At 65.7% G+C, this 25,894-nt stretch carries 20 protein-coding genes; 5 read left to right on the top strand and 15 right to left on the bottom strand.

Annotated elements, in window-relative coordinates; genetic code table 11:
* Positions 1 to 4: 4 nt before the first annotated feature.
* The 6 genes from FYB76_RS05585 to FYB76_RS05560 form a co-directional block, all read right to left on the bottom strand.
* Entirely contained in the window at positions 5 to 646 is a 642-nt protein-coding gene (locus tag FYB76_RS05585; protein ID WP_088756344.1) for a response regulator transcription factor, read from the bottom strand.
* A gap of 7 nt (positions 647 to 653) precedes the next feature.
* Positions 654 to 1,511, bottom strand: a complete 858-nt coding sequence (locus tag FYB76_RS05580) for an EAL domain-containing protein (RefSeq protein WP_229296888.1) — start codon at positions 1,509 to 1,511, stop codon at positions 654 to 656.
* An 11-nt stretch (positions 1,512 to 1,522) separates the two neighbouring features.
* Entirely contained in the window at positions 1,523 to 2,290 is a 768-nt protein-coding gene (locus FYB76_RS05575) for a molecular chaperone (RefSeq protein WP_154132936.1), read from the bottom strand.
* The gene (locus FYB76_RS05570; RefSeq protein WP_370516307.1) at positions 2,287 to 4,899 is read right to left on the bottom strand and encodes a fimbria/pilus outer membrane usher protein; all 2,613 of its coding nucleotides are present in this window, start codon (positions 4,897 to 4,899) and stop codon (positions 2,287 to 2,289) included. The genes FYB76_RS05575 and FYB76_RS05570 overlap by 4 nt, the downstream gene beginning before the upstream one ends.
* A gap of 10 nt (positions 4,900 to 4,909) precedes the next feature.
* Positions 4,910 to 5,632 carry a molecular chaperone gene (locus FYB76_RS05565; protein WP_229296887.1) on the bottom strand — a complete coding sequence of 241 codons (723 nt, stop codon included), beginning with the start codon at positions 5,630 to 5,632 and terminating at the stop codon, positions 4,910 to 4,912.
* A 107-nt stretch (positions 5,633 to 5,739) separates the two neighbouring features.
* A complete protein-coding gene (locus tag FYB76_RS05560) occupies positions 5,740 to 6,279 on the bottom strand; it encodes a fimbrial protein (protein ID WP_195724575.1) in 540 nt (179 codons plus the stop codon).
* Between the two features lie 279 nt (positions 6,280 to 6,558).
* Between FYB76_RS05560 and FYB76_RS05555 the strand changes: the two genes are divergently transcribed.
* The gene (locus tag FYB76_RS05555; protein ID WP_229296886.1) at positions 6,559 to 7,992 is read left to right on the top strand and encodes a fimbrial protein; all 1,434 of its coding nucleotides are present in this window, start codon (positions 6,559 to 6,561) and stop codon (positions 7,990 to 7,992) included.
* Positions 7,993 to 8,167: 175 nt separating this feature from the next.
* Positions 8,168 to 9,457, top strand: a complete 1,290-nt coding sequence (locus FYB76_RS05550; protein WP_088756350.1) for an O-acetylhomoserine aminocarboxypropyltransferase/cysteine synthase family protein — start codon at positions 8,168 to 8,170, stop codon at positions 9,455 to 9,457.
* Between the two features lie 66 nt (positions 9,458 to 9,523).
* Here FYB76_RS05550 and FYB76_RS05545 read toward each other — a convergent pair whose 3' ends face one another.
* The 6 genes from FYB76_RS05545 to FYB76_RS05520 form a co-directional block, all read right to left on the bottom strand.
* A complete protein-coding gene (locus tag FYB76_RS05545; RefSeq protein WP_154132934.1) occupies positions 9,524 to 10,630 on the bottom strand; it encodes an LLM class flavin-dependent oxidoreductase in 1,107 nt (368 codons plus the stop codon).
* 41 nt (positions 10,631 to 10,671) lie between these two features.
* A complete protein-coding gene (locus FYB76_RS05540; RefSeq protein WP_154132933.1) occupies positions 10,672 to 11,679 on the bottom strand; it encodes an NrtA/SsuA/CpmA family ABC transporter substrate-binding protein in 1,008 nt (335 codons plus the stop codon).
* A gap of 60 nt (positions 11,680 to 11,739) precedes the next feature.
* Entirely contained in the window at positions 11,740 to 12,498 is a 759-nt protein-coding gene (locus FYB76_RS05535) for an ABC transporter ATP-binding protein (RefSeq protein ID WP_370516306.1), read from the bottom strand.
* The gene (locus tag FYB76_RS05530) at positions 12,495 to 13,361 is read right to left on the bottom strand and encodes an ABC transporter permease subunit (protein ID WP_154132931.1); all 867 of its coding nucleotides are present in this window, start codon (positions 13,359 to 13,361) and stop codon (positions 12,495 to 12,497) included. Before FYB76_RS05530 ends, FYB76_RS05535 begins: the two co-directional genes overlap by 4 nt.
* A gap of 136 nt (positions 13,362 to 13,497) precedes the next feature.
* Entirely contained in the window at positions 13,498 to 14,538 is a 1,041-nt protein-coding gene (locus FYB76_RS05525; protein ID WP_088756354.1) for a DUF4105 domain-containing protein, read from the bottom strand.
* A 45-nt stretch (positions 14,539 to 14,583) separates the two neighbouring features.
* Positions 14,584 to 15,486 carry a LysR family transcriptional regulator gene (locus FYB76_RS05520; RefSeq protein ID WP_154132930.1) on the bottom strand — a complete coding sequence of 301 codons (903 nt, stop codon included), beginning with the start codon at positions 15,484 to 15,486 and terminating at the stop codon, positions 14,584 to 14,586.
* Positions 15,487 to 15,622: 136 nt separating this feature from the next.
* On the opposite strand from FYB76_RS05520, the gene FYB76_RS05515 reads away from it, so the two are divergent.
* The gene (locus FYB76_RS05515) at positions 15,623 to 17,155 is read left to right on the top strand and encodes an MFS transporter (protein ID WP_154132929.1); all 1,533 of its coding nucleotides are present in this window, start codon (positions 15,623 to 15,625) and stop codon (positions 17,153 to 17,155) included.
* A 102-nt stretch (positions 17,156 to 17,257) separates the two neighbouring features.
* Here the strand turns inward: FYB76_RS05515 and FYB76_RS05510 are convergent, their stop codons facing one another.
* Positions 17,258 to 18,157 (bottom strand): NAD-dependent protein deacetylase, encoded by a 900-nt coding sequence (locus FYB76_RS05510; RefSeq protein ID WP_154132928.1) that lies wholly within the window; start codon positions 18,155 to 18,157, stop codon positions 17,258 to 17,260.
* 65 nt (positions 18,158 to 18,222) lie between these two features.
* Entirely contained in the window at positions 18,223 to 19,935 is a 1,713-nt protein-coding gene (locus tag FYB76_RS05505; protein ID WP_154132927.1) for a bifunctional diguanylate cyclase/phosphodiesterase, read from the bottom strand.
* Between the two features lie 289 nt (positions 19,936 to 20,224).
* Between FYB76_RS05505 and FYB76_RS05500 the strand changes: the two genes are divergently transcribed.
* Both FYB76_RS05500 and mctP read left to right on the top strand, forming a co-directional pair.
* Complete coding sequence (locus tag FYB76_RS05500; RefSeq protein ID WP_034332747.1) at positions 20,225 to 20,404, top strand: DUF3311 domain-containing protein; 180 nt, start codon at positions 20,225 to 20,227, stop codon at positions 20,402 to 20,404.
* Complete coding sequence (gene mctP / locus FYB76_RS05495; RefSeq protein WP_088756359.1) at positions 20,404 to 21,897, top strand: monocarboxylate uptake permease MctP; 1,494 nt, start codon at positions 20,404 to 20,406, stop codon at positions 21,895 to 21,897. Before FYB76_RS05500 ends, mctP begins: the two co-directional genes overlap by 1 nt.
* Before the next feature lie 171 nt (positions 21,898 to 22,068).
* Here mctP and FYB76_RS05490 read toward each other — a convergent pair whose 3' ends face one another.
* Positions 22,069 to 25,875 carry an ATP-binding protein gene (locus tag FYB76_RS05490; RefSeq protein WP_370516305.1) on the bottom strand — a complete coding sequence of 1,269 codons (3,807 nt, stop codon included), beginning with the start codon at positions 25,873 to 25,875 and terminating at the stop codon, positions 22,069 to 22,071.
* Positions 25,876 to 25,894: the final 19 nt, after the last annotated feature.

Raw genomic sequence — 25,894 nt, 5'->3', positions numbered from 1 at the left:
GCTCTCAGTGGCCCAGGTTCTGGAAGATCCGGCTCAGTTCGACGTCATTGCTCACCCCGAGCTTCTTCATGGCCGCCACCTTCTGGTTGCTGATGGTCTTGGGACTGCGGTTGAGGCGCTCGGCGATGGCGCTGATGGACATGCCCTGGCAGATCATGCGCGCCACCACCAGCTCGCGCTCGGACAACTGGGCCAACCCGGTCTGGCGTGCGTTGACATTGAACAGGCTGCCCAGCAAGGCCGAGGATAGCGACTGCGGCAGATAGACGTGGCCGTGGTGGACGCTGCAGACGGCCTGCGGCAGGTTCACGAAATCACTGCGGTTCTTGCCGATGAAGCCGGCCGCTCCCAGCTCCAGTGCACTGGAAATGATCTGCGGCTGGGCATGGGCACTGAGGAAGATCACCTTCATCGCCGGATGCTGGCGGCGCAGACGCTTGAGCAGGTCCAGGCCGTCAGCCTGGGGGTCATCATCAAAGGCATAGTCGCACAGCAGCACGTCCACCGGATCACGCTCCAGGCAGCTCATCAGTTGCGTGATGCTCTCGGCCGAGAAGGCCAGCACCAGGTCGGGACACGTGGCCAGGATGGCTTCGATGCCCCGCAAGACGACCGGATAATCATCGGCGATCCCGACCCGTATCATTGTCCCCTTAGTCGCCATATTGGCATTCCCTTTCCTGCGCTGTTTCGGTGGTCGCCGCCTGGTCCCGGTGGCGCTGCATCTGCCGGAAGAACTCCGGCATCGCCAGTGGCCTGGCGAAATAATATCCCTGGAAGCGCCGCACCCCCATCCGGCGCAAGCGCTGCCACTGTCCCCGGGTCTCGATACCTTCGGCGGTGACGGTAGCATCGAACTCGGCGGCCAGGCCGACGATGGTTTCGATGAGGCGACTGTACAGGGAATTGTCCTGCATGGCAGCAACAAATGACCGATCAAGCTTGAGGCTGCTGATGCGTCCACAGGCCAGCTGATGCAGGCGTGCGTCGCCGATGCCGAAATCATCCAGGGCGATGGCGATATCGGCCCGCTCGCACTGGGCGAACAGGCGGCGGCAACGCTCCGGCCCGAGGTCGGCACCACGCTCGGGCATCTCGATCATCAGCTGCAACTGCGGCCATGGCAGGCGGCGCAGCAGGGCCTGGCATTGCGCCACCAGCTTCTCCCCGGCCAATTGTTCACCACAGGCATTGAAGGACAGCACGAAGGGCTGCCGCAGGCAGGCAGGTGCGCTGCGCCACGCCGTGCGCACTTGCTGCAGCATCTGGCGCGTGGTGGCGGCCAGCAGTCCCTCCTCGGACAAGCGCTCCAGGAAGACCGCCGGTGCCAGCAAACCGGCGTGCGGATGCTGCCAGCGCATCAGGATTTCGGCGCCCTGCCAGTCGCCGTCGGCACCGACGATGGGTTGCAGGAAGGGCTGGAACTGGCGTCGCCGCAAGGCCAGCAGCAAGTGCCTGCGATCCATGGACGGGACGGCGGCAGAGTGGGCGCAAAGAGCGGCGGCATGCATGGGAATTTCCTTCATGGCAGGTTGGGCGGCATCAGGGACCTTGCGTGATCGCTAAATCGCCCGTCGTCATCGATGAGCTGGAAGCTCAGGCGCGGCTGCTGCCACGGCAAGGTGGCATCGTCCACGGGCAGCACGAAAACCTGTTCGCCATAGGGCGGTGCCATCTGGTCGGGGGCCGCGCGCGGCACCAGTTCGCGGCGACCGTCGCTGACGCGCAGGTTGGCAAGGGAAGCAAAGTAAGGGCTGTCATTGCGGCAGACCAGGATCCATTGCCCGGCCTGCCATTGCAGCCGGAAGTGCAGCGCATCGCTCCACTGCGGTCCAGGATCGGCAAGGCCGGCGGGACGATGGAATACCTTGATCTGGGTATTGAGCCCGAGCAGCAGGTGCGGTGCGCTTCCCGGCGCGTCCGGCAGCAGGGGGATCTCGTAGAGATTGAGCCAGAACACCGATTCGCGGTCGGCCGGCAGCGGCTCGCCGGTGTACAGCACCCTGACCTGGCTGATGGCCTGCGGCGACAGCCGCTGTACGGCAGGCAGGACGAACAAGGCAGACTGGATCGTGTCCGGTGCCTGGCTGCCCTCGCCCTGGTCTACCCAGCTCTGCACCACCACGGCATGCGGGTTGGTATTGGCCAGGCGCAGGCTGAGTTCGCGCTCGCCCTGGCTGAAGACCAGCCGCGTGCGCTCGGGCATGAGCCCGGCCTCGGCACGGCTGCAGCAGAGCATCACGGACAGCAGCAGCCAACGTGCCAGCCGACCGATCCGGTAGCGGCTCATTGCGACGCTCCCGGCGCATGCGGTTGCGCGGCCTCTGCCGGCAGGAACTCGGCACGGCGGGGAGCGGCCGCACAGGCCGCCTCCAGCCGGATCAGCTCCTGCGCCAGATCCTGCCCGTGCAGGTCGTAGCGCGCGGCGCAGCGTTCCTGCTGGCCGTCGCCCCAGCGCACCAGCAGCTCACCCTGCACCTGGTCCGTGCGCAGATAAGCCTGGCTGCCCTGCCCGACCATGCCGATCACGCTGCCTTGTGCATCGAGCACGTCGGCTCCCATCGGCAAGGGCGAGGCCCCGTCCCGCTGCAGGCGGATCAGCAGGGCATGTCCGGTGCGGGTCCTGAAACTGAGCTTGAGCGTCGCACCGGCATAGGGAATCACGGTGCGCTGGCTCTCCAGCAGTTCGGTCTTGTGGCTCTTGCCGCTGGCCGCCAATTCGACCACGTTGCGGTGATAGGGCGAAAGCGAAGGCAACAAGGCATAACCGTGACTGTCGATCATCGCCCCCTGGCCGTTGAAGAGACGCGCACCTTCGGCCCCCTTGGCTTCGATCAATGCAAAGGTATCGCCCAGGTAGGGACCCAGCGTGATGCCACCGGCATGCACCGCGAGCGCACCGCGCACATTGCCGGCCACCTGCCAGTATTGGCGCCCGTGCGTGAGATTGAGATTGAGGTTGGCTTTGGGCAGGCGCGCGCCGAGGTTGCCGTTGATGCTGTCCTGCTGGCCACCGGGCGCATGGCTGGCCCCCACGCTGTAGCTGAGATGGCGCTCGCCGGCCAGCATGCCGGACACTTGCGTCTGATAAAGGTCCTGGTCCGCCGCCCGGACCACCGACGCACTCGCGATGGGCCGCTCGCCGCCTGCGCGCCCCAGCGGGATGGACAGCGACAGCATCAGCGAGGAGCCCGTTTGCGCCACCGCCGGCAGCCGCCCGTCCAGCTCATCGGGGCGCCGCGCCACACTGCTGACCTGCTGTCGCTGGAAAGCGAGGTTCAGACTCACGCCATTGCGCCACAGGGTCGAATACCCGAACTGCAATTGCGTAATGCGGCTGCGGTCATGGTGGAAGGTCTGGGTCAGGCCGGAGAGATACAGCGAGCCCAGGCTCCCCAGTTGCTGGCTGAGCGAGAGATCGATGCGCGAGTGCTGCTGATAGCTGGTGGAACTGGCCAGCGAAGACCACCGGCTGCGCTGCACCTGGCGCTCGCTGATCACGTCGGCCAGTTCGCGGTAGCCGGAAGTGGAATAGCGATAGCTGGCGAGGGAGAACTGCGTACCGGTGACATCGAAGGCCCGGGAATACGACAGGCCCACCATCCACCCACCGCGCGCGCTGCCACCGGTATCGGCATGCGAATAGTTGAGCGACAGGCCGAGCGAACCCAGCGCGCCGGCCAAGGTGGTGCCCAGCACCGCCGACTGGTACGCCGGAGCCACGCGCAGCCCGAGGCTGCCGGTCATGCTGTTGCTCAGTCCGCGTTGGACCAGGGCATCCACGAACGGCAAACTTCTATCGGTATCGCGGGTGCGCCCCAGCGTGACGCTGTAACGCGTGCTGCCGGGCCGCATCGACTCCGGCAGCGCCGAGTAGGGCACGCTGAAGCGCGAGCGCGTGCCATCGGCCTCGATGACGGTGACATCGAGATCGCCGTTGTAGCTGGTCGGATACAGATCGTCGATCACGAAACCGCCCGCAGCGACCGTGGTGCGGTAGATGTCGCGTCCTTTCTGGCTGACGATGACCTGCGCGTTGCTGCGCGCACTGCCGCGAATGACGGGGGCATAGCCGCGCTGTGAATCGGGCAGCATGCGCTCGTCCGAACTCAGTTCCAGTCCCTGGTAGGCCAGCCCCGACAGCAACTTGCCGGAGGTGTAGCTCTGGCCCACCGTCAGTTCGCTGGTCCAGCCGGGCAAGGCGCGGCGGGCATAGGTACGCACCGGATTCCAGCGAAGTCCGCTACGGCTGTCGTAGCCCAGGCTGCCTTGCTGGCGCAAACGCCACAGGCCGAGGTTGATTCCGCTGTTGGTAAAACCGTAGACCGAACTGCTGCTGCCCTGGGCGGTATGGGCGTAATACTGGCTGATGCTGTAGTTGAGGAAACCCATGCTGTCGCCGGCATCGTAGAGTGCGGGATCGATGTAGCCACGCGCGACATGGTTGCGTTGCGCCTGGGGCAGGCTGACGTCCAGCCGCAGGCGCGAGAGATCGAACACGGCCTGTGCGCCGGGTGCCAGTTCATCGATGCGAGCGCAATCGCGCTGGCCGAGCTGCGCGACCAGGTCCTGCCGCAGGTCGAGCAAAACGGCATCCTCGGCCTTGAAGCAGGGCACCGCCCCCATCCCTTCGACCAGGTCGAAGCGCAATGCACGGCGATGGCTGAAGCTGCCATTGACAACCACATCAACGCTGTAGATACCGGGCTCGACATTGCCCACGCGATTGAAGCGCGACAGGCTGCCCTTGTTGATGGGCGAGGCCATCTCCAGCGACTCCAGGAACCGATAGCTGGTCTCCGGCGGGCCGGCCACGGCGACCGGCCAGGCCAGCAGCCCGGCCCCCAGCGACAGGACGGACCGGGCCACGCGCCGCAGGGGCGGGGGATGCACGCTCACCGTGGCCACCTCACTGCACTGGATAGTCGCGCGGCACTTCCACACCCACATCGTTGAGCAGACGCAGCCGCATGCGCATGCCGGCGCGGTCGGCCGGCACGTGTTCCAGCGGCCAGCGCAGTTCCTGGAAAGGCTGGATCACCGTCGTCCTGGCCAGCGTCTGCGCCTGGCCGCCCAGCACCAGGTCGGCCTGTTGCACCATCAGGTGATAGCCACTGCCGTTGCGCACCACCATGCCGGGCGTGCCATCACTGCTGTCGATGGCGAAAGAGAGCGCCTCGGGAGCGCGTGCGGCATCTGTCTCGCCGGCCAGGGCGGGGGGACGATAGAAGACTTTCATTCGGCTGCGCACAGTCAGCACCAGCTGGTTGTCGTTGACCGAATCGGCCTTGAGGGCCGGCACCTGCAGGAAATTCAGGAAGAACAGCGACTCGCGGTCCTGCGGCAGCGGCGCGCCTGCGTAGGAGAGCCGCACCACCTGACCGCCACGCGGCTCGATGCGGAACACCGGCGGAATGACCAGGAAGGGCGAGGCCTGCCCATCGGGCCGGCCGGCGTGTCCATCATCCAGCCACAGCTGGACCAGGTTGGGATGATCGTCAGGATTGCTGAAACGCAGTGCCTGCTCACCGGCATCGGCCGGATAGATGACGCGCGTACCGAGCATGGTCACGCTGGCGCTGGCGTGCGCATTCAGCAGGAAGACCAGCAGCATGAGGAGACCTGCGCGCAAGCTTGTTCTGTTCATGGCAAAAACGGGGATGCGCCGCCGGGAGATATCCCGGCAGCGACAGGGGTGGGACCAGCGGGAAAACGGAAGTCCGCGCCCGGACGGGCGTATCAGAAGTAATCGAGGGCGTACTGCACCGAGCCGATCACGGAGCCGGCTTCGGCTGCGCCGCCTTCGGCGACGTAGCGCACGGCAAAGGTATGCGAAGCACTGGTGCTGCCGGCGGCAACCTCCAGCCCCTCGACCGACACGGCGCTCCCTCCCACCAGACTGATCGGATCGCCGCCCACGCTCTTGCGCAATTGCAGCGCCACGTTCTTGGCTGTGCCCAGGTTGGGAATGTTGTTGCCGCTGGTCGCCGCGCTGGTCAGGAATTGGGTCTTGATCTTCAGCTTGTCCTTCGGTTTGTCGACGGCCGACGCCGTGCAGCCACTGACGCTGACCACGAAGGGCGTTTCGCCCGCCGAAGTGCCTGCCGCCGCCAGGTCGCCCGTCGCCACCGTGGGCAGCAGCACGACCGGATTGGCCGCGCCATCGACCATCACCTGGCAGGTCTGGCTGTTGACCTGGCCGCGGAAATTGATGGTGCTGCCCGCCGCCAGCACCAGCGACGGCGAGACCAGCAACAGGATTGCGAGATGCTTTTTCATTTTTACCCCCAAGGAGAATTCGGTCGATCCACGAAGAATGCCGACGCCAACCGATACGTCCGGCACCAGGTGAATCATAGGCAGACCGGCCATCCAGCAGAATCGGCCACCCCCCAAAGCAGCGGTTGGCAATCCCTGATTCGCACATGGGCCAAATCCCAAACACGGGCACCGCAGCCCAATGGGATTTGGCCCATGCGCATTGCGGCAGCGGCCCATGTTGCGCACAGGCGTGCTGCGCGAACATGCAGGGCTTTCCCTTCCTGCCGGAGTTGTTCCTTGTCTGCTCGCCCGCCCGATCACGCCAGGCCAGGCGTGCCTGTCCCCTGGGCCCTGCCACGCCCTTTGCGCCTGCTCTTTGCGATGCTGGCGTTGTGCCTGCTGTCGCTTCCTGCGGCGGCCATCTGCAAGCGCAACAATCGCATCGACTATCCCTTCACGCCCTTGAGCGATGGCGGCTCGGCCCAGTTCTGGTTCGGCCGCATCAATCTCGCCAGCACCGCGTTGCAGCCGGCCGGCACGCTCCTGGGCAGTACGGTGGCCACGGCCGCCGAGGCCTCCGGCATCAGCGGCGATACGCTGCTGTGGACGTGTGACCTGGCCGATGCCGGGCAGGTCTCCGAAGTGTTTTCCACCAATGGCGATGACCGCGTCGGCGGCTTTGCCGAGATCGGCACCCAGGACGGATTGCCGGGTTTCTACCGCACCTGGTTTCCCGGTGTGGCGATCCGGCTCACGCATTTGCGCTCAGGGAAGGTGTTTTCGCGCTATTACCAGTCCGCCCGCCTGGAGAACTATGACGTCGATGAAGCCCGCAAGAAGATCCTGATCCGCGCCAAGCATCTCAGTCCGGTCAAGGCCGAGATCGCCCGTGTCTCCGATCTCAGTCCCGGGACCGGCACCAGCAACTGGTGCGGCGACCGCCCGGACAACCGGCTGCAGGCTGCCGTTCCCTACCGCTGCCTGCAGCCCAATGGCTACCTGATGCTGCGGGGGCCAGGCTACAACCGCGCCAGCGGCGACATGGATGATGATGGTGAAGACCACGCGACGCGCTTCCTCTTCTTCGGTGCCGCCAACGGTATCGCCTTCGGCATGCGCCAGGCGGCCAGCCTGAGCGTGCTGCCATCATGCGTGGTACAGAACGTGACACCGGAAGTGGTTTTTCCGACGATCTCGGAAGAAGAACTCAAACAGGGCGAAACACGGCAGGTGGAGTTCACGCTGGCCTTTCGCTGTGACGAGGGCGTCAATACCCGCCCGCCGTCCACCGCCGGCACTGACGACAACCAGACCGCCTTTGGCATCCAGGTATCAGCAGGCGCACTGGCGGCGGCGCGGCAGCTGGGGTATGTGAACCAGGACCAGGGCGTACGGTACCTGCTCTCGGACAATTACGGCCTTGATCCTTCGCTGGCCAAGGGCGTGGGCATCAGCCTGAGCGACAGCGACAGCCAGCAGCCGATGCAATTCCTCAGCTCGCCGCTGGCCGGCCAAGGGATGTCCAGACCGCTGCCTGCGGGTCGCAACGCTGGCTGGTATCGGCTCGACACCAGCAATGCATCACGCTGCCTGCCGCCGGCACCGGCTGCGCCCGCGTATCAGTTCACGGTGGAAAAGCGATTGACCGCCACGCTGCAGAAGCTGCCGGGAAAGACGGTGGCACCGGGACGGGTGTTCGCGACCGCCTATGTGATCGTCAAGGTGCAGTGAGGTGCGCGGCCGGTGCGAACACGGAAGCAGATTGGCTTGGCATCAATACGACCTCACCGGCATGGGGTGCATATGCTTATGAGAAATCATTTCTTGGCGCACCCTGCCCGCTCGCGCTAGCGTCTCGGATGCGACAGTGTTCCCGCATCCCATCCACGAGAAGAAGAGAGACGACATGCCAGACAATCCGCAATGGAAATTCGAAACCATCTCCGTCCACGGCGGCTATGATCCCGACCCGACCACGCGCGCTGTGGCCGTGCCGATCTACCAGACCGTGGCCTTCGCCTTCGACGATACCCAGCACGGTGCCGACCTGTTCGACCTGAAGGTCCAGGGCAACATCTATTCGCGCATCATGAACCCGACCCAGGACGTGCTGGAAAAGCGCCTGGCCGCGCTCGAAGGCGGTATCGCCGCGCTCGCCCTGGCCTCGGGGCAAGCCGCCGTGACCTACGCGATCCAGACCATTGCCGAAGCGGGCGACAACATCGTCTCTGCCTCTACCCTGTATGGCGGCACCTACAATCTCTTCGCCCACACGCTGCCGCAGTTCGGCATCCAGACCCGCTTCGCCGATCCGCGCCAGCCGGAGTCCTTTGCACCGCTGATCGATGAGCGCACCAAGGCCATCTTCATCGAGTCCATCGGCAACCCGCTGGGCAACGTCACCGACATCGCCGCCGTAGCCGAAATCGCCCATCGCCATGGCGTCCCGCTGATCGTCGACAACACCGTGGCCACGCCTTACCTGCTGCGTCCCTTCGAACACGGCGCCGACATCGTCGTGCATTCGCTGACCAAGTATCTCGGCGGCCATGGCACGACCCTGGGCGGGGCCATCGTCGATTCGGGCAAGTTCCCTTGGGCCAAGCACAAGGAACGCTTCAAGCGCCTCAACGAACCGGATGTCAGCTATCACGGCGTGGTCTATACCGAAGCGCTGGGCGAGGCTGCCTATATCGGACGCGCGCGCGTGGTCCCGCTGCGTAATACCGGCGCGGCGCTCTCCCCGTTCAATGCCTTCCAGATCCTGCAGGGCATCGAAACCCTGTCCCTGCGACTGGACCGCATCACCGCCAATGCGCTGGCCGTGGCGCAATACCTGAAGCGCCATCCGAAAGTGCGCTGGGTCAACTATGCCGGGCTGGAAGATCATCCCGACCATGCGCTGGCGCAGAAGTATTTCAAGGGCCGCGCCTCGGGCGTGCTGACTTTCGGCGTGGCCAATGGCCGCGACGGCGGTGCGCGCTTCCAGGATGCGCTGCAACTGTTCACGCGGCTGGTCAACATCGGTGACGCCAAGTCGCTGGCCACGCATCCCGCTTCCACCACGCATCGCCAGTTGTCGCCGGCCGAACTGGAGAAGGCGGGCGTGACGGAAGATACCGTGCGCCTGTCCATCGGCATCGAGCATATCGATGACCTGCTGGCCGACCTGGAACAGGCATTGCAGTCGGCGTGACCTGATCGCTTCCCCAAAAAAATGGCTCCGCATGCGGAGCCATTTTCGTATCAGGCAGTGGATAAATCAGGCGGCCTGCTTTTGTGCTGTCCGTTGCTGCAAGCGTTGCGCCACCAGCTCACGCGTGCGCGGGATCAGTTCGCGGCCATAGTCGATGGCATCTTCCAGCGGATCGAAGCCACGGATGAGGAAAGTGGTCACGCCCAGATCGTAGTAATCCAGCAGGGTCTCGGCCACCTGTTCGGGCGTACCGACTAGCGCGGTGGAGTTGTAGCGCGCACCGGTCTCCTTGGCAATGGCCGTCCACAGGCGCTTGTCGACACGGTCGCCCTTCTCGGCCGCAGCCAGCAAGCGGCGCGCGCCTTCGCTCTCCTGCGGTCCGGTGTAGGCCGGATGGCGCGTGCCATTGCCCGAGCGCAGGCGGCGCGTCTCATCGAGGATGCGTTCGGCACGCGCCCAGGCCTGCTCTTCAGTAGCTGCCAGGATGGGGCGGAAGGACACCGAGAAGCTGATTTCACGTCCATGCCGTGCTGCTTCGGCGCGCACGCGCCCGGTCAGCTCGCGCACCTGCTCCAGCGATTCACCCCAGAGTGCGTAGACATCGGCATGACGGCCGGCCACCGGAATGGCTGCCTCGGAGGCCCCGCCGAAGAAGATCGGGAGTTGCGGCTGCTGCAGCGGCTTGACTTCAGAGTACGCCTGCTCGAAACGGTAGTGCGCGCCCTGGTGATCGAAGGGCTTGTCGGCAGTCCACACCTGGCGCAGGATCTGCAGGTATTCATCGGTACGGGCATAGCGCTGGTCGTGATCGAGGTAGTCGCCATCACGGCGCTGTTCGATGTCGGAGCCGCCCGAGATGATGTGCACGCCCAGCCGGCCACCGCTGAAATGATCGAGCGTCGCCAGCTGGCGAGCCGCCAGCGTGGGCGCCACGAAGCCGGGGCGATGCGCCAGCATCAGCTGGATGCGCTGCGTGGCCGCAGCCACTTGCGCGATGGTGAGGATGGCATCCGGGCCGTTGGAGTGGTACGGCACCAGTATCCGGTCGAAGCCGGCCTCTTCGTGGGCGCGTGCAAAGCGCAGCAGGTAGTCGGTATCGATGGCCGGCCCGACCGAGGGGTGGATCTCGGAGTTCTTGTGGGTGGTGACCATGCCGATGAAATTGATGCTCATGCTTGCTCTCCTGAGGGCCTGCAAGGCAGGCGGTAAATGAGTCAGACCTTGACGATGTAATCGGAAACCTGCACCTTCTGCGGCAGGATCTTGCGCGCGGCCAGCCAGTCCGCTGCACCCTGGAAGTTGGCGATGAACTTGGCGTCGTCAGTACCGTGGAATTCCCAGCGGCGCGCCAGCTTGATGAGCGAATCGCGCACCGCATCGGAATAGCCGGCATCCTTCTGCACCAGCCCTTCAGCCTCGCGCGGATTCTTGCTGATCCACTCGCCCTCGGCACGATAGGCGGCGTTGACGGCGCGCACGATGTCGGCGTTTTCTTCGGCAAACTTGCGGTGCGTGACGTAGGAGTTGAAGTCGATCAGGAAATCCAGGTCGCGTCCCTCAAAGAACACGTCATGCGCCTTGTATTCCACCCGCGCGATGTCCACGCCGGGACTCCACATGGACCACGCATCGACCTTGCCCTGCGAGAAGGCAGGGCCGGCATCCGGTGGATTGAGGTAGACGAAATTGACCTTGTCGCGCGCGATGCCGTGCTTTTCCAGCGCGGCCACCAGCAGGAATTCCCCGAGCCCGGAACGATTGACCGCCACCGTCTTGCCCACCAGGTCGGCGACCTTGTTGATGCCCGAGCCATCCTTGGCGATGATGGCCGTGCTGCGCGGTTCGACCACGGCGAACTGCGTGAATACCAGCGGCGAACCGGCGATCATCGCGGCCAGCGCGGGAGTGGTGCTGCCACCGAAACCGAAGTCGGCGCTGCCACCGGTGACGGCCTGCAAGGAGGGCGCATGGTTGGGGAAAGGACCGATCCACTGTACCTTGATGCCATCGCGGGCCAGCGTCTTCTCGAACTCGCCGCGCGTGCGGGCGATGCCGGGCAAACCACCCTTGCCCCAGGCCAGGCGCACCGTATCGGTATTGCGCGACTTGCCGGCGGCGCGCGCCAGCAGCGGCAGGCCGCTGGCGCCGAGGGCCGCGCTACCCAGCGCGGCTTGCAAGAGTTGACGACGATGGAGATTGGCAGGCTTGGAATCGTGGGACATGAGCATTAAGCAGGATTTAATGAGAAGAAAAACAGCATTCAGGAAAACTTAATGCCACCGCTACGCCGCCTGGGCTGCCACTACGCCCAGCTCGGCCAACAACTGCGCACGCAGGGCCTGGGCAGCAGGATGGCTGCGGTCATGGGCCGCTTCGGGGGCGACGCGAACATCATTGGCAATGGCCCCCTCGCGCATGACCAGGATCCGATCGGCCAGGACGATGGCTTCATCCACATCGTGCGTCACCAGCAGCACCCCGGGGCGATGCCGCGCCAGCAGTTGGCGCACCAGGGCATGCATGCGGATGCGGGTGAGCGCATCGAGCGCAGCAAAGGGTTCATCCAGCAGCAACAGCCGCGGCTCACGCACCAGGGCGCGTGCCAGCGCCACGCGCTGGGCCTGGCCACCGGAGAGATTGCGCGGCCAGTCGTCGAGCCGGTCACCCAGGCCCACCTCTTCCAGCGCGGCTTGCGCCAGCGGCTTGCCCTGGCGGTCATCGAGGCCCAGTGAGACATTGCGCCACAGCCGATCCCACGGGATCAGGCGCGGTTCCTGGAACACCACGGCGGGCTGCGCCGGTCCGTCGATGCGGCCGCCGTCGATGGGGTCCAGCCCAGCCAGCGCGCGCAGCAAGGTGGTCTTGCCGCAACCGCTCTCGCCCAGCAGGGCCACGAATTCGCCGCGTGCAATGCGCAGGTTCAGGCCTTGGATCACGGTGCGCGATCCGTAACGTCGCTTCAATCCGGCCACGCTCACCGCCAGTTCATCGGCCGTGGCGGGGTGCGCGGTATGGCGGTCGTACAAGCTGTCGCTCATCATTTCCCCTTGGCGGCGTAGTTGGGGTGCCAGGCCAGCAGGCGGCGCTCCAGCAGGCGCGCGATGCCGTCGGAGACCACGCCGATGCCGGCATAGATGACGATGGTCAGCACGATCACGTCGGTCTGCAGGAATTCGCGCGCATCCATGGCCAGCGAGCCGATGCCGGTATTGGCCGCGATGGTCTCGGCGATCACCAGCGCCAGCCAGGCGACGGCCAGTGCATAGCGCACCCCGGCCAGGATCGAGGGCAAGGCGCCCGGCAGGACGATGCGGCGGATCAGGGTCCAGTTCGACAAGCCGGTCACACGGCCCAGCTCCAGCAGTTTGGGATCGACCTGGCGGATGCCCAGCACGGTGTTGATGTAGATGGGGAAGAGCACGCCCAGCGAAACCAGGAACACTTTGCCGCCCTCGCCCACGCCGAACCACACGATCACCAGTGGCAGCGCCGCCAGGAAAGGCACGGCGCGCACCATCTGCACGCTGCGGTCCACCAGCGCCTCGGCCAGGCGCGAGAAGCCCACCAGCGTACCGAGCACGAAGCCGATGCTGCCGCCGATGGCAAACCCGGCGGCGGCCCGCAGGAGGCTGGCCCCGAGGTCCGACAGCAGGCGGCCTTGGGCAATCAGGTTCAATGCCGTCTGCAGCACCTTGCTGGGCGCGGGCAACACCTGCGGCGAGAGCACGCCGGCACGGGCCAGCGCTTCCCAGGCCAGCAGCAGCACCAGCGGTGCGGTCCATGAAATGAAGAAGAGACTGCGTGCAGTCAGCACGCGCGGGGGGCGTGGGCCAGTGTGACTCGCAGCGCAGGCGGGGTCAGCTCCCGCCGCTGACAAGGGAAAATGATTGACCGCTTCGGGCATGGCGTTTCCTTCTCGGTGATGGCGAGGACGCACCCGGCCAAACGCCGGGTCGTGCAGAGGAGGAAATCGTAATCAGCTTCGCAGCGAGGGAATACGAATGATTTTGTGTTTGGATATCCGGTAAACGGATTAGGGCTCAGCGCAGCTCGGCAGCGGACACTCCCGGCACACCTTGCCGGATGCGCTTGCTGTAGTCCTGCTGGGGGCCGTCCTGCAAGGCGCGCCCGGTGATACGCCCGGCCGCGTGCAGCTGCGCAAAGCTGTAGCCCGGCGTCAACACGCCCTGGTCGAAGACGTAGTTGGCGAAGTAGCCCGAGAGCAGCAGCCGATAATCCAGCGGCAGCGAAGGTGAGAGGCGGCGCGCCAGCTCAAAGACGATGGTGGTGCAGTTGCTGGTGAGGGTGTTGTAGAAGCGCGGGCTGTCCCGCAATTGCGCCGCACGTTCCAGGTAGCCGAGGAAGACGCGGCGCAGCTGATCGGGGCGCAATTGCAGGCGATAGAGATAGACGTCTTCCCCGCGCGCATTGGTGCGGGTACGGATGATGTCGGTTTCATCGGCGGCGACGATGACCGTCTCGAACTGGCGGAAGAAGCCGCCCAGGGCGGAAAAGGCCTCATCGCGCTCGCGCCGGATTTCCAGCGAGAACACCAGGCGCCGCCCGTCGGCAAAGCCGAAGGACACCAGCGTGTGGGCAATGGCCGGCCCCATCCAGTAGGACAGCACCAGATCCGCAGAAACCAGTTGCGAGAGATCGTAGCGGCGCGACTCCCAGCGGATGTCGTAGTCGGTTTCGCTGCGCCAGGTGAAGTTGCGCACGTTGTCCAGTTGCACGATGTCGCCTTGCACCTGCGGCACCAGCAGGCGCGCCACGTCATCAGCCCAGTCGCGCTCGTGGCTGGGGCGGATGCTGCTCCACCACAGCGCCATGGCCATGCCGGCCAGCACGAAGGCCAGCGGGCCCCAGCGCCAGGAGAGACCCGGCAGGCCTGGCAGGCTCGGCACACCCGCCACCAGCGCCAGCGTTGCGGCCGGCGGCAGGCTCCACAGCACGATGGCGGCGATGCGCAGCCAGGCCGCCACCGGCAGCTGGAACCACAGCGCAAACCCGCCCCACACCGCCAGGCCCAGCGTCAAGAAACCCAACACGATCAACAGCGCTACTTGGAGAAAGAACATCGGTACATTTTCTGGTCGGATGAAGGGGAAAGCGAAGCGGCCGGCTCAGGCCATTGTAGCGGCGTGGACCTGCACCGGCTTGCTGGCACGCAATGCGGCGATCATGTTGCGCACCGCCGGCGCCCGTTCAAAGCGGCGATAGACGGCGGCCACTTCGGAGACGATGGGGGCGCCGGCCAGCGTGCGGTAGCTGACATTGGGCAAATTCACCACCGAGGCCAGCACGCCCGGCACCACGGCCACGCCCGCACCCACGGCCACTTCGGCCAGCACTGCCAGCAGGCCGCCGGGCCGGCTCACGCTGCGCGGGACCAGGCCGCCGCGCCGCCACACCTCGCGGCTGCCCAGTTCCTGCTCGGGCAGGATGAAGGCTTCACCGGCCAGGGCGCGCGAGCGGATCGCGCCGCCACCGGCAGCCAGCGGATGATCCGAGGGCAGCGCCAGGCAAAAGCGGTCGCGCAGCAGCACGTGTGACTGCAGCGTCTGCCCCAGCGGCACCGGCAGGCGCACGAAGGCAATATCGAGCTTGCCCTCCTCCAGGGCGGCACCCATCTGCAGCATCGGCCACTCGCACGCATGCACCAGCACCTGCGGCCAGCGCTGGCGAAACGCACTGAGCTGCTGCTGCAGGATGCCGCCGAAGACGGCCGAGCCGACATAGCCCACTTCCACCCGCCCCAGTTCGCCGCGTCCTGCGCGGCGGCCGGCATCGATGGCCTGGTCGAAACGGGCCAGTGCGGCACGCGCCTGGATCACGAAATCCTGCCCCGCCGAGGTCAGCGCCACCGAGCGCTTGCTGCGCACGAACAGCTGGCACTGCAGTTGCCGTTCCAGTTGCTGGATCTGTACGCTCAGCGTGGGCGGCGCAATGCCCAGCAGCTCGGCGGCACGGGCGAAATGCAGTTCGTCGGCCACGGTGAGGAAGTATCGCAGGTGTCGCAGATCCATCGTAACGGGCTCCTGGGGGCTGGTGGAATCGGTTGAAGATAATTAGCTTATACCTAATTAAAAGCTGGAAATCCATGATTGAAGCGAATCATCGATCTTGCTTCAATAGGGGTCCGATTTCCCTTGCCTGCCCACCATGTCCCTGCGCCTGTCCTCTCCCGCCGGCCGCATCCTGCTGACCGGATCCTTCGGCTGTGCCATGACGGTGCTCGATACCAACGTGGTGGGCATCATCCTGCCCACGGTAGCGCGCGAGCTTGGCGCCACCTTCAGCCAGATCGAATGGGTGGTCAGCAGCTACGTGCTCTGCTTTGCCGCCCTGCTGCTGCCGGCGGGCGCCATCGCCGACCGCTACGGCCGCAAGCGCGTGCTGCTGGTGGGCATCGCCCTGTTCGCGCTGACCTCGCTGGCCTGCGCCCTGGCACCCACGGCGCCAGCCCTGTATGCGGCGCGTGCCTTGCAGGGCGTGGGCGCCGCCTTCCTGCTGGCACCGGCACTGGCGGTGATCGGCCACGCCTTCCATGACGAAAGCCAGCGCGAACGCGCCTGGGCCCTGTGGGGCGGCATCATGGGACTGACCATGGTGCTGGCCCCGCTCATCGGCGGCGCAGTCAACACCCTGCTGGGCTGGCGCTGGGCGTTTGCGGTGAACCTGCCGGCCTGCCTGCTGCTGGCTGCAGCGGTCTGGCGCCATGTGCCGGAATCGCGCAATCCGCTGCCACGGCCGCTGGACCCCTTGGGCATCCTCAGTTCCTCCAGCGCGGTCTTCCTGTTGACCTGGACCCTGATCACCGGGCCGGAACACGGGTGGACCAGCGTTGCTTGCGTCACCCGCGCTGTGGGTGGCGCTCTTTTATTCACGCTCTTCATCGCCTGGGAGCGCCGCTGCGCCCATCCGATGCTGGAGCTCTCCCTGTTTCGTCATACCGGCTTCGTCGCGGCCGTCGCCGCCATGTTCGCCTATGCGGCCTCGGCCCAGGTGATGGCCTCGCTGCTGCCGCTGTTCCTGCAGAATGCGCGCGGCCTGGGCGCGGGCCAGGCGGGCCTGGCGATGCTGCCGTTTGCGCTGGCCATGCTGCTGCTGCCGCAGTTCGGACGGGTTTTGGGCCGCTGGCTGTCTTCGCCGCAACTGCTGGCGCTGGGGCTGGGCGTGACCGCCTTGGGCAACCTCTTGATGATGCTGGCGGCACACGCCGAGGCGCACGGCTGGACCGTGCTCGGCATGGCCGTGCTGGGCAGCGGCGGCGGGCTGCTTAACGGACAGACGCAGAAGGCCATCATGAGCAATGTGCCGCGCGAGCGCGCCGGCATGGCCTCGGGCATCAGCACGACGGCTCGCTTCACGGGCGTGCTGGCTGGTTTCGCGGGGCTGGGCGCGGTGCTGGCAGAGACCGCACGCCACGCCATGACGACGGCACTGGCCACCCTCGATGCCAGTGCTGCGGCACCGGCCTTCATCGACCGCGTGCTGGCAGGCGACCTGGCACAGGCTGCAGCCCTGCTGCCGCAGCATGGACCGCAGGCCATGCTGCTGGCGCGGCAGGCCTATGCCCAGGGCTTTGCGCATGCCTTTGCAGCGGCAGCCTTGCTGGCGGCGGCCACCACGCTGCTGGTGCTGTGGTCGATGCGGCGCGTGGCGAGCCGGCAGGCTGTGGCCCGGAACGCATAAGTTCATGCGAAAGCATTCGTGGCCGCCGGGGCGCCCAGGTTCCACAATCGGAGACCCGGCAGGGCCCGACAGTTGCTAGCCGAGGCAAGCGCAGGACTTGACTCAGTGCCCGTCTGCCCCCAGCAGCGCCGCCAGGCGCGGCAACACCGCTTCGGCATCCTCGCGCAGCTTGAAGGCCAGCAAGTCATCGGCGCGGGTCACGCCGCGATTGATCGCCACCACCGGCTTGCCGGCTGCGGCCACCGTGCGCGGGAAGCGAAAGCCCGACAACACCATCAGCGAAGAGCCGATCACCAGCATGCCATCACAGGCCTGGGCCTCCGCTTCAGCCTGGGCCGTGCGCGCGGGCGGCACGCCGTCGCCGAAGAACACCACATCCGGTTGCAGCATGCCGCCACAGGCCACACAGGCCGGCACGTGAAAGACGGCATCTGCCTCCGGCTCCAGGCGGGCATCACCGTCGGGCAAGGCCTCGGCCTGCAGGTGGACGAAGGAGGGATTGCAGCGCGCCAGCTCCTGCTGGATCTGCGCGCGCGGGTAGACGGTATCGCAAGCCAGGCAGCGCACCGCATGGATGCTGCCATGCAGTTCGATCACGTTGCGGCTGCCCGCCTGCTGGTGCAGGCCATCGACATTCTGGGTCAGGATGCCGCCCAGGTGGCCAGCCTGCTGCAGTTGCGCCAGCGCGCGGTGCGCCGCATTGGGTACGGCCTGCGCCAGGCGTGGCCAGCCGAGCATGCTGCGCGCCCAGTAGCGTTTGCGCGCCGCTTCGGACTGGCGGAACTCGCTGCCCTGGATCGGCAGGCGGCCACGCCGCACGCCGCTGTCGTCGCGGTAATCGGGAATGCCGGAAGCGGTACTGATGCCGGCCCCGGTCAGGACCAGCACCTGGCGGCGCGACTGGAGCAACTGCGCCAGCGCGGCCAGCAGGCCGGTCTCGGCCGCTTCTTCTGCAGGGGCAAGGGGGGCGGCATCCGCAGCAGCGGACAGGCTCTGGCTCATGGACGAACTCGCTGGAGAATCACGACAGCCGCCAGCCTACGCGAAATCGCACGCGCCTGCAGCGCTCAGGCGCGGCGCTGGACCTCGTGGGGCGGCACGGCCTGGTCCAGCTCGCCCAGGCGGCTCAACAGCGCCGGATAGCCGAACAGGTAGCCTTGGCCCTCCTGGCAGCCTTCTTCTTCAAGGATGGCACGCTGGGCTTCGGTCTCGACACCCTCGGCCAGCACCGCCACGTTCAGGCTGTGGCCCAGCGCCAGGATGGCGCGCACGAAGGCTTTGGCCTGCTGGCTGGTTTCCAGTTCATTGATGAAGCTGCGGTCCAGCTTGATCTTGTCGAAGGGAAAGCTGCGCAAGGTTTCCAGCGAGGAATAGCCACTGCCGAAATCATCCATGGCAATGGTCACGCCCATGGCCTTGAGTTGCTGCAGCAAGTGCAGCGCCCGGTCGCGGTCGGCAATGAGGGCGGTCTCGGTCACTTCCAGTTCCAGCCGGTGCGCAGGCAAGCCGGTGGCGGCCAGCACGGCGCGCACCTTTTCCACCAGGCCGGCGTTGGACAATTGCAAGGCCGACAGATTGACGGCAATGCGCGGCTGCAGGTTCCACAGCACGGCTTCGCGGCAGGCGTGCTCCAGCACCCAGTCGCCGATGGCGCTGATGGCACCGCATTCTTCGGCCACCGGGATGAAGGTTGCCGGCGGGATCAGGCCCTGGGTCGGATGCTGCCAGCGCAGCAGCACTTCGTAGCCGGTGATCTCGTCGCCGCTGACAGCCTGCTGGATCTGGAAGTTGAGGAAGAACTGCCCCTGCTCCAGCGCCACCCACAGGTCGCGCGCCATGGCCCGGCGCGCGCGCGAGGCCTCGTCCATGTTGGCTTCGTAGTAGCAGATCTTCTCGTCCAGGCTCTTCTTGGCGCGATACATGGCGAGGTCGGCATTGTTGAGCAGCTGCGCGCGGTCGATGGCGTCGCCCGGAAACAGGGCCACGCCGAGACTGGCACCGGGCACGATGTCGGTCTGCGCCAGACGCAGCATGCCAGTCAGCGCACGCTGCAGGCGGGTGATGAAGTCGTTTAACTGGCGCTGGTGGCGGATCAGCTTGAAGGCCACGAATTCATCGCCGCCGAAGCGCGCCACCATTTCGTTCTCGCCGACACTGGCCTTGAGGCGGCGGCCCAGCTCGGACAGCAGCTGGTCGCCCACGCCGTGGCCGAAGGCATCGTTGACTTCCTTGAACCCGTCGAGGTCGATGCTGACCACGGCCACTTGCTGCTGGCCCGGATGCAGGGCGGACATGACCTCATCGAGCCGCTCCAGGAAATGCACGCGGTTGGGCAGGCCGGTCATGGCATCGTGGCGCGCCATGAAGAGGATCTTCTCGCTGGTTTCCAGCTGTTCGGTACGGTCGCGGGTGATCTTGGCGAAGCCCAGCAGGCGGCCATCTTCGCGATAGATGGGATCGATCACCACGTGGCCCCAGAAGCGCGAACCATCCTTGCGTACGCGCCAGCCCTCGTCCTCGAACTTGCCCTCGCGCAGGGCGATGGCCAGGTTGGTCTCGGGCAGGCCGGCCAGGCGATCGGCGACCTCATAGAAGACCGAGTAATGCTGGCCGATGATTTCCTCGTCGGCATAACCCTTGAAGCGCCGGGCACCGGCGTTCCAGCTGGCCACCACGCCATCCGGACGCAGCAGGTAGATGGCGTAATCCTTGATGCGCTGTACCAGCAGGCGGTAAGCGTTCGCGGAACTGTATTCGGTCAGGTCATCTTGCTGGCTCATGTCGGCCTCTCCCAAGGGCGCTTGCCGGACTTGCGGTGCCCGTCCCCGCGACAGGAGACCGCAAGCAGTGTTCCGTCCAGTGGACCCGGCCATGCTGTTGAAGCCGCCATTGTACGCCGGGCGGATCGGGCCATCTTTCGGGATTTGCCTGAGCGGCGGGCAGCGCCGAACGCGGTTGGCCGATTCTCCCTATAATTCGCCTGCAACTTTCACGGCGCCACTCGGCCCGCAAGGCTGAGCCAGCGTCGATATAAAAATTCTTCCGCCAAAAGTTCGAGGAGCATCAATCATGCGGCTATTACTTCTGCTGCCTTTCATCGGCCTGCTCTGGGTCCCCTTCTACAACGCCGAATTGCCCAGCCTGTTCGGTTTCCCCTTCTTCTACTGGTACCAGTTCGCCTGGGTCCCGCTGACCTCGCTCATCATCTGGCTGGTCTATCGTGATGGCCTGAAAAAGGGAGTCGAATAATGGAGACCGCCAACATCCACTGGACCGCGCTGTGGGTCTTCCTGTTCTTCTTCGCCCTGGTCACCGTGATGGGCTTTTTGGCCTCCAAATGGATGGCCGGCCCCAGCAACAAGGGCGCCCACCTCGATGAGTGGGGTCTGGGCGGCCGCAACTTCGGCACCTGGATCACCTGGTTCCTGGTCGGCGGCGACTTCTATACCGCCTACACCGTCATCGCCGTGCCAGCGCTGGTCTATGCGGTCGGCGCCTACGGCTTCTTCGCCCTGCCCTATACCATCCTGGTCTACCCGATCGTGTTCGTGATCATGCCCAAGCTGTGGCATGCGGCCCACAAGGCCGGCCACGTCACGGCGGCCGATGTGGTGTGGGGGCGCTATCAGTCGCGTCCGCTGGAGTTCGCCATTGCCCTAACCGGCGTGGTGGCCACCATGCCCTACATCGCCCTGCAGCTCATCGGCATGGAAGTGGTCATCAAGGCCCTGGGCCTGACCGGTGAATTGCCGCTGCTGGCCGCCTTCGTGATCCTGGCCCTGTACACCTACTCGGCCGGCCTGCGGGCACCGGCCCTGATCGCCTTCGTCAAGGACATCATGATCTACATCGTGGTGCTGGTGGCGGTGGTGGTGGTGCCGGCCAAGCTGGGCGGCTATGGTGCGGTGTTCAGTTCGGCGCGTGAGGCCTTCGCGCTCAAGGGCGGTGCCACCGGCCTGACCTTGAAGCCCACGCAGTTCCTGCCCTTCGCTTCGCTGGCATTGGGTTCGGCACTGGCGGCCTTCATGTATCCGCACACCCTGACCGGGATCTTTGCGGCCAAGGATGCCAATACCATCCGCAAGAACGCGGTGTTCCTGCCGGCCTACACCGTACTGCTGGGCCTGATCGCGCTGCTGGGCTACATGGCCTACGCGGCGGGCATCAAGGTGCAGGCCAACAACGACGTCGTGCCGGCGCTGTTCAATGGCCTGTTCCCGGGCTGGTTCGCGGGCTTTGCCTTTGCCGCCATTGCCATCGGTGCACTGGTGCCGGCGGCGGTGATGTCCATCGGCGCCTCCAACCTCTTCACCCGCAACTTCTGGAAGCCTTACGTCAATCCTGGCATCAGCCATGAGGGCGAAGCCAAGGTGGCCAAGGTGGTGTCGCTGGTGGTCAAGTTCGGCGCGCTGGTGTTCATCCTGTTCCTGCCGACCAAGTTTGCGCTGGACCTGCAATTGCTGGGCGGCGTGTGGATACTGCAGACCTTCCCGGCGCTGGTGTTCGGCCTCTTCGTGGGCTGGTTCGGTGCCCGCGCGCTGCTGTGCGGCTGGGCCGTGGGCATCGTCGGCGGCAGCTGGCTGGCCTTCACGGATGGCATCAAGCCGGTGCACAGCTTCCTGATCGGCGGCGAGACCTACACGCTCTATACCGGCCTCATCGCGCTGGCCCTGAACGTGGTGGTCGCCGTCGTGGCCAACCTGCTGCTGGGCAAAGGTTCGCAGCCTGCATTGAAGCGCTGATGCAGTGATGCAAGGATGCATCGCGGTTTGAACGTGCGATGCATCTGCGCATCACCTCGCCTCAGCGATGCGCTGGCGTTAACCCGAAAGTTGCAACGCCCACGCATGAAAAAATGCTCCTCGATGAGGAGCATTTTTTTTGCCTGGCGATACGCGGTACGCACGCGCCGTTCAGCGTCCCTGCCCTGCGCCTGCGAGGATTTCCACCAGCCGTTCCAGCGGTGCCGGTTTGGTGAGGTGATGATCGAAACCGGCCGCAGCGGCCTCCTGGCGGTCGGCTTCCGAACCGCGTCCGGTGAGGGCAATGAGCTGCATGGCCGCGCCCTGTTCATGGTCGCGCAGTTGCCGCGCCAGTGCGTACCCGGACATGTCGGGCAGGCCGATGTCGATGAAGCCGGCATCGGGCTTGACCTCCTGCATCAGCCGCAAGGCCTCGGCGCCGTTGGCGGCCACATGCGTGGCGTGCCCGCGATAGTTGAGCAGCATGGCCAGCATGTCGGCATTGTCGGCGTTGTCGTCCACGATGAGGATCTCCAGTCCTCGGCCACCCTCGGCCTGGGACGGTTCACCCGTCGACTCGGTGCGCTGCGCCGCCGTCGTCTGCGGCAGGCGCACCATGAACGTGGCGCCCTGGCCCGGGCCAGGGCTGGTCACCGAGACGCTGCCTTCATGCAGGTCCACCAGGCGCTTGACCAGATGCAGGCCGATGCCCAGGCCACCCTGGGCACGGTCCACTTCCGACTGGATCTGGGTGAACATGTCGAATACCGTACCGATATCCTCGGCGGCCAGCCCCACGCCATTGTCGCTGACGCTGATGAGGACATCCTCGCCATCCATGCGTGCAGTGACGCGGATGAGCCCGCCAGCTGGCGTGTACTTGGCCGCATTGTTGAGGATGTTGCTCACCACCTGCACCACGCGATGGGTATCGGCTTGCAGGTAGAGGTCGCTTTCGGGGGCCTCCAGCTCCAGCTTGTGACGGTTCTTCTCGATCAACGGCATGCTGATTTCGACAGCGCTGGCCAGCGCCGACTTGACCGACATGTGCTGCTTCCTCAACTTGATCTTGCCCTCGGTGATGCGGGAGATGTCGAGCAGGTCTTCGATCAGGTGCGCCAGGTGGCGGATCTGGCGATCCATCATCTGGTGGATGTTGTGCTGGCGTTCGCTGCCGGCGCCGATGAGCTTCATGACTTCCAGCCCGTTGCGGATCGGCGCCAGCGGATTGCGCAGCTCGTGCGCCAGGGTCACCAGGAACTCGCGTTGGCGGCGGTTGATGGTGGTCAGGTCCTGTGCCAGCAACTCCAGGTTGCGCTTGGCTTCGCGTTCCTCATGCACGTCCACGATGGCACCGACGAAGCCGCCCGGCAGGTCGTCCCCGGTCGGCAAGGGCGTGCCCGAATCGATCACCCAGCGATAGCCGCCATCGGCATGGCGCAGTCGATAGACGACGTGAAACGCGCTGCGCGTCTGCTGGCAGCGGACGAACTCGGCCACGGCGGCCTCGCGGTCCTCGGGATGGATGCAGGCGATGTGGCCACCCTCGGGGATGGCACTGGCCGGCAGGCCCGTAAAGTCGTGCCAGTGGCGGCTGAAATAATTGGTGCGGCCGTCCGGGCCGGTAGTCCAGATGATGGCCGTGGACGCATCGACCAGCGAACGGAAATAGCGCTCGCTGGCCAGCAGCGCCTGGCGCGCTGCTTTCCGGCGGCGCGCGGCATCGACCTGGCTCTTGACGCGAATCATCAGCTCGGTGGCCGCAAAGGGCTTGACCAGGTAATCATCGGCACCGGCAGCGATGCCCTCGATGCGTGCTTCTTCACCGGCACGCGCAGAGAGCAGGATCACCGGCACCTCGCGCGTGTGCGCATCATTCTTGATCCGCGCCAGCAAGCCGAAGCCGTCGAGTACCGGCATCATCACGTCGCTCAACACCAGGTCGGGCGGTGACGCATGCACCGCCTTCCATGCAGCTTCACCGTCGGCGCAGACCTGCACTTCGGCGTAGCCGCCGAGCAGGCGCTGCAGGTATTCACGCATGTCGCGGTTGTCATCGGCGATGACGATGCGCACGGCCTGCGTCCCTTCATCCGGCAGCGGCGCGCTGGGGGCCGCGCCGGTGGGCGCATCGGCGACCGTCCCGGAGAGCAGCGCGGTGGTGGCAGCGGGCAGCCAGGCCTGCGCCTCCTCGACGAAGGCCTGGCCGGGCTGGCGGTCCTGGCTGATCGCCACCGCATCGGCCCGGATGACGTCATCGGCCTGCAAGTGGGCCGTGCCAAAGGGAATCTCGACGAAGAAAGTCGACCCCGCACCCGGCACGCTGTGCACGCCGATCTGGCCGTGATGCAGCTTGACCAGTTCCTGGATCAGCGCCAGGCCGATGCCGGTACCCTCATAGGTGCGGCCATGCGCATTGTCGATGCGATGGAAGCGCTCGAAGACGCGTGCCTGCTGGTCCAGCGCGATGCCGGAACCGGTGTCGGTCACCGACAGGCGTACGCGCCCTTCGAGCGGTTCCAGCCGCACCGTGATGCTGCCCTCGAAGGTGAATTTGAAGGCGTTGGAGAGCAGGTTGAAGATGATCTTCTCCCACATGTCCCGGTCCACATGGACCGCTTCGGGCAGCGGGAGGGCCTGGACCTCGTAGCGCAGTCCGGCCTTCTCGATGGTGGAGCGAAATACGCTGGCCAGGTCTTCGGTGAGACCGGCCAGGTCGGTGGCGACGAAGCTGGCCTTGGCACGTCCGGCCTCGATGCGCGAGAAATCCAGCAGCGCATTGACCAGCTTGAGCAGGCGCAGCGAATTGCGGTGCGTGACTTCCAGCCGCTTGCGCTGCGCCGGTCCCTGCGGCTCGGCCTGGTCGGCCAGGGCATCATCCAGCGGGCCGACCATGAGCGTGAGGGGCGTACGGAATTCGTGCGAGATGTTGGAGAAGAAGGCGGTCTTGGCGCGGTCGATCTGGGCCAGCTCCTCAGCCTTGCGCTGTTCATGCAGGTAGACCAGCACGTTGGAGACAGCGGTGCTGAGTGCTCCGCCCAGCAGGGCATAGAAATCCTGGTACTCGGCGTCCAGCGCACGGCGCGCACTCACGCCCGCCACCACGAAGCCGAAGGGCTGTTCCATCCCGGCCACGGTGACCGGCAGGATCACGGCCTGAACCGGCGCTTCTTCATACGGCCCGGCGACGAACGGGCCGAAGCGCACGGCCAGGTCATCGACCTGCACCATGCGCTGTTCGGCCAGAGCCTGGGCGAAGGGCCAGGCTTGCGCATCGTCCAGGCGCACGCTGGCCGGGGCCAGCGCACTGTCGGCAGCGATGCCGGCCATGCCACGGCGCTGCAGGACATCGCCTTCGAGCTGGTAGAAGAGCGTGAAAGGCAGGTCCAGTTCCATGGCGGCATGGCGCTGTTCCAGCCCCTGGCACAGGTCGTCAATGGACAGGCACTTGCCGAGGGCGGTGGCCAGCTCACGCAAGGCGGCGGTACGGCGCGCGCCCAGCACCTTGTCGGTGGATTCGGAGATCGGGTGGAACACGCCGCCAACCTCGCCCGACTCGACCCGGATCGGCGAGAAGGAGAAGGTCATGAAGGCCTCTTCCAGGTAGCCGTAACGATCCAGGAACATGCGCTGGTCACGGATGTAGGTGCCCTCCCCCTGGTGTGCGCGGTCGAAAGCATCGCCCACCACCGGCAAGGCGGTGGCCCAGCAGATGCGGAAATCCTGGCCCATCGATTCGGGATGCTTGGCGCCGCAGATGGGGCGGTAGGCGTCGTTGTAGATCTGGATGTCGTGCGGGCCCCAGGCAATCAGGATGGGGAAGGTGGAAGACAGGCACAGGCTGACCGCCGTGCGCAGGCTTTGTGGCCAGGTATCGAGCGGACCCAGCGGGGTGGACGACCAGTCCATCGCGCGGATCAGTTTGCCCATCTCGCCACCACCGGAGAGCCAGCTGAATTCCGACTGTTGTTCGTCCACTTCGCTGACCTTTATGTGT

It is taken from the genome of Herbaspirillum sp. CAH-3 (assembly GCF_009668275.1).
In the GTDB taxonomy this organism is placed as follows: domain Bacteria; phylum Pseudomonadota; class Gammaproteobacteria; order Burkholderiales; family Burkholderiaceae_D; genus Herbaspirillum; species Herbaspirillum aquaticum.
The sequence above is the reverse complement of the archived record's forward strand: the minus strand, read 5'-3'. Positions and strand labels throughout refer to the sequence as shown.

What these genes read in the sequence shown, in the direction of transcription:
- FYB76_RS05585 (WP_088756344.1), bottom strand. Translation starts at nt 646, where the DNA reads ATGATACGGGTCGGGATCGCCGATGATTATCCGGTCGTCTTGCGGGGC.
- FYB76_RS05580 (WP_229296888.1), bottom strand. Translation starts at nt 1,511, where the DNA reads ATGCATGCCGCCGCTCTTTGCGCCCACTCTGCCGCCGTCCCGTCCATG.
- FYB76_RS05575 (WP_154132936.1), bottom strand. Translation starts at nt 2,290, where the DNA reads ATGAGCCGCTACCGGATCGGTCGGCTGGCACGTTGGCTGCTGCTGTCC.
- FYB76_RS05560 (WP_195724575.1), bottom strand. Translation starts at nt 6,279, where the DNA reads ATGAAAAAGCATCTCGCAATCCTGTTGCTGGTCTCGCCGTCGCTGGTG.
- FYB76_RS05550 (WP_088756350.1), top strand. Translation starts at nt 8,168, where the DNA reads ATGCCAGACAATCCGCAATGGAAATTCGAAACCATCTCCGTCCACGGC.
- FYB76_RS05545 (WP_154132934.1), bottom strand. Translation starts at nt 10,630, where the DNA reads ATGAGCATCAATTTCATCGGCATGGTCACCACCCACAAGAACTCCGAG.
- FYB76_RS05540 (WP_154132933.1), bottom strand. Translation starts at nt 11,679, where the DNA reads ATGTCCCACGATTCCAAGCCTGCCAATCTCCATCGTCGTCAACTCTTG.
- FYB76_RS05535 (WP_370516306.1), bottom strand. Translation starts at nt 12,498, where the DNA reads ATGATGAGCGACAGCTTGTACGACCGCCATACCGCGCACCCCGCCACG.
- FYB76_RS05530 (WP_154132931.1), bottom strand. Translation starts at nt 13,361, where the DNA reads ATGCCCGAAGCGGTCAATCATTTTCCCTTGTCAGCGGCGGGAGCTGAC.
- FYB76_RS05525 (WP_088756354.1), bottom strand. Translation starts at nt 14,538, where the DNA reads ATGTTCTTTCTCCAAGTAGCGCTGTTGATCGTGTTGGGTTTCTTGACG.
- FYB76_RS05520 (WP_154132930.1), bottom strand. Translation starts at nt 15,486, where the DNA reads ATGGATCTGCGACACCTGCGATACTTCCTCACCGTGGCCGACGAACTG.
- FYB76_RS05515 (WP_154132929.1), top strand. Translation starts at nt 15,623, where the DNA reads ATGTCCCTGCGCCTGTCCTCTCCCGCCGGCCGCATCCTGCTGACCGGA.
- FYB76_RS05510 (WP_154132928.1), bottom strand. Translation starts at nt 18,157, where the DNA reads ATGAGCCAGAGCCTGTCCGCTGCTGCGGATGCCGCCCCCCTTGCCCCT.
- FYB76_RS05505 (WP_154132927.1), bottom strand. Translation starts at nt 19,935, where the DNA reads ATGAGCCAGCAAGATGACCTGACCGAATACAGTTCCGCGAACGCTTAC.
- FYB76_RS05500 (WP_034332747.1), top strand. Translation starts at nt 20,225, where the DNA reads ATGCGGCTATTACTTCTGCTGCCTTTCATCGGCCTGCTCTGGGTCCCC.
- mctP (WP_088756359.1), top strand. Translation starts at nt 20,404, where the DNA reads ATGGAGACCGCCAACATCCACTGGACCGCGCTGTGGGTCTTCCTGTTC.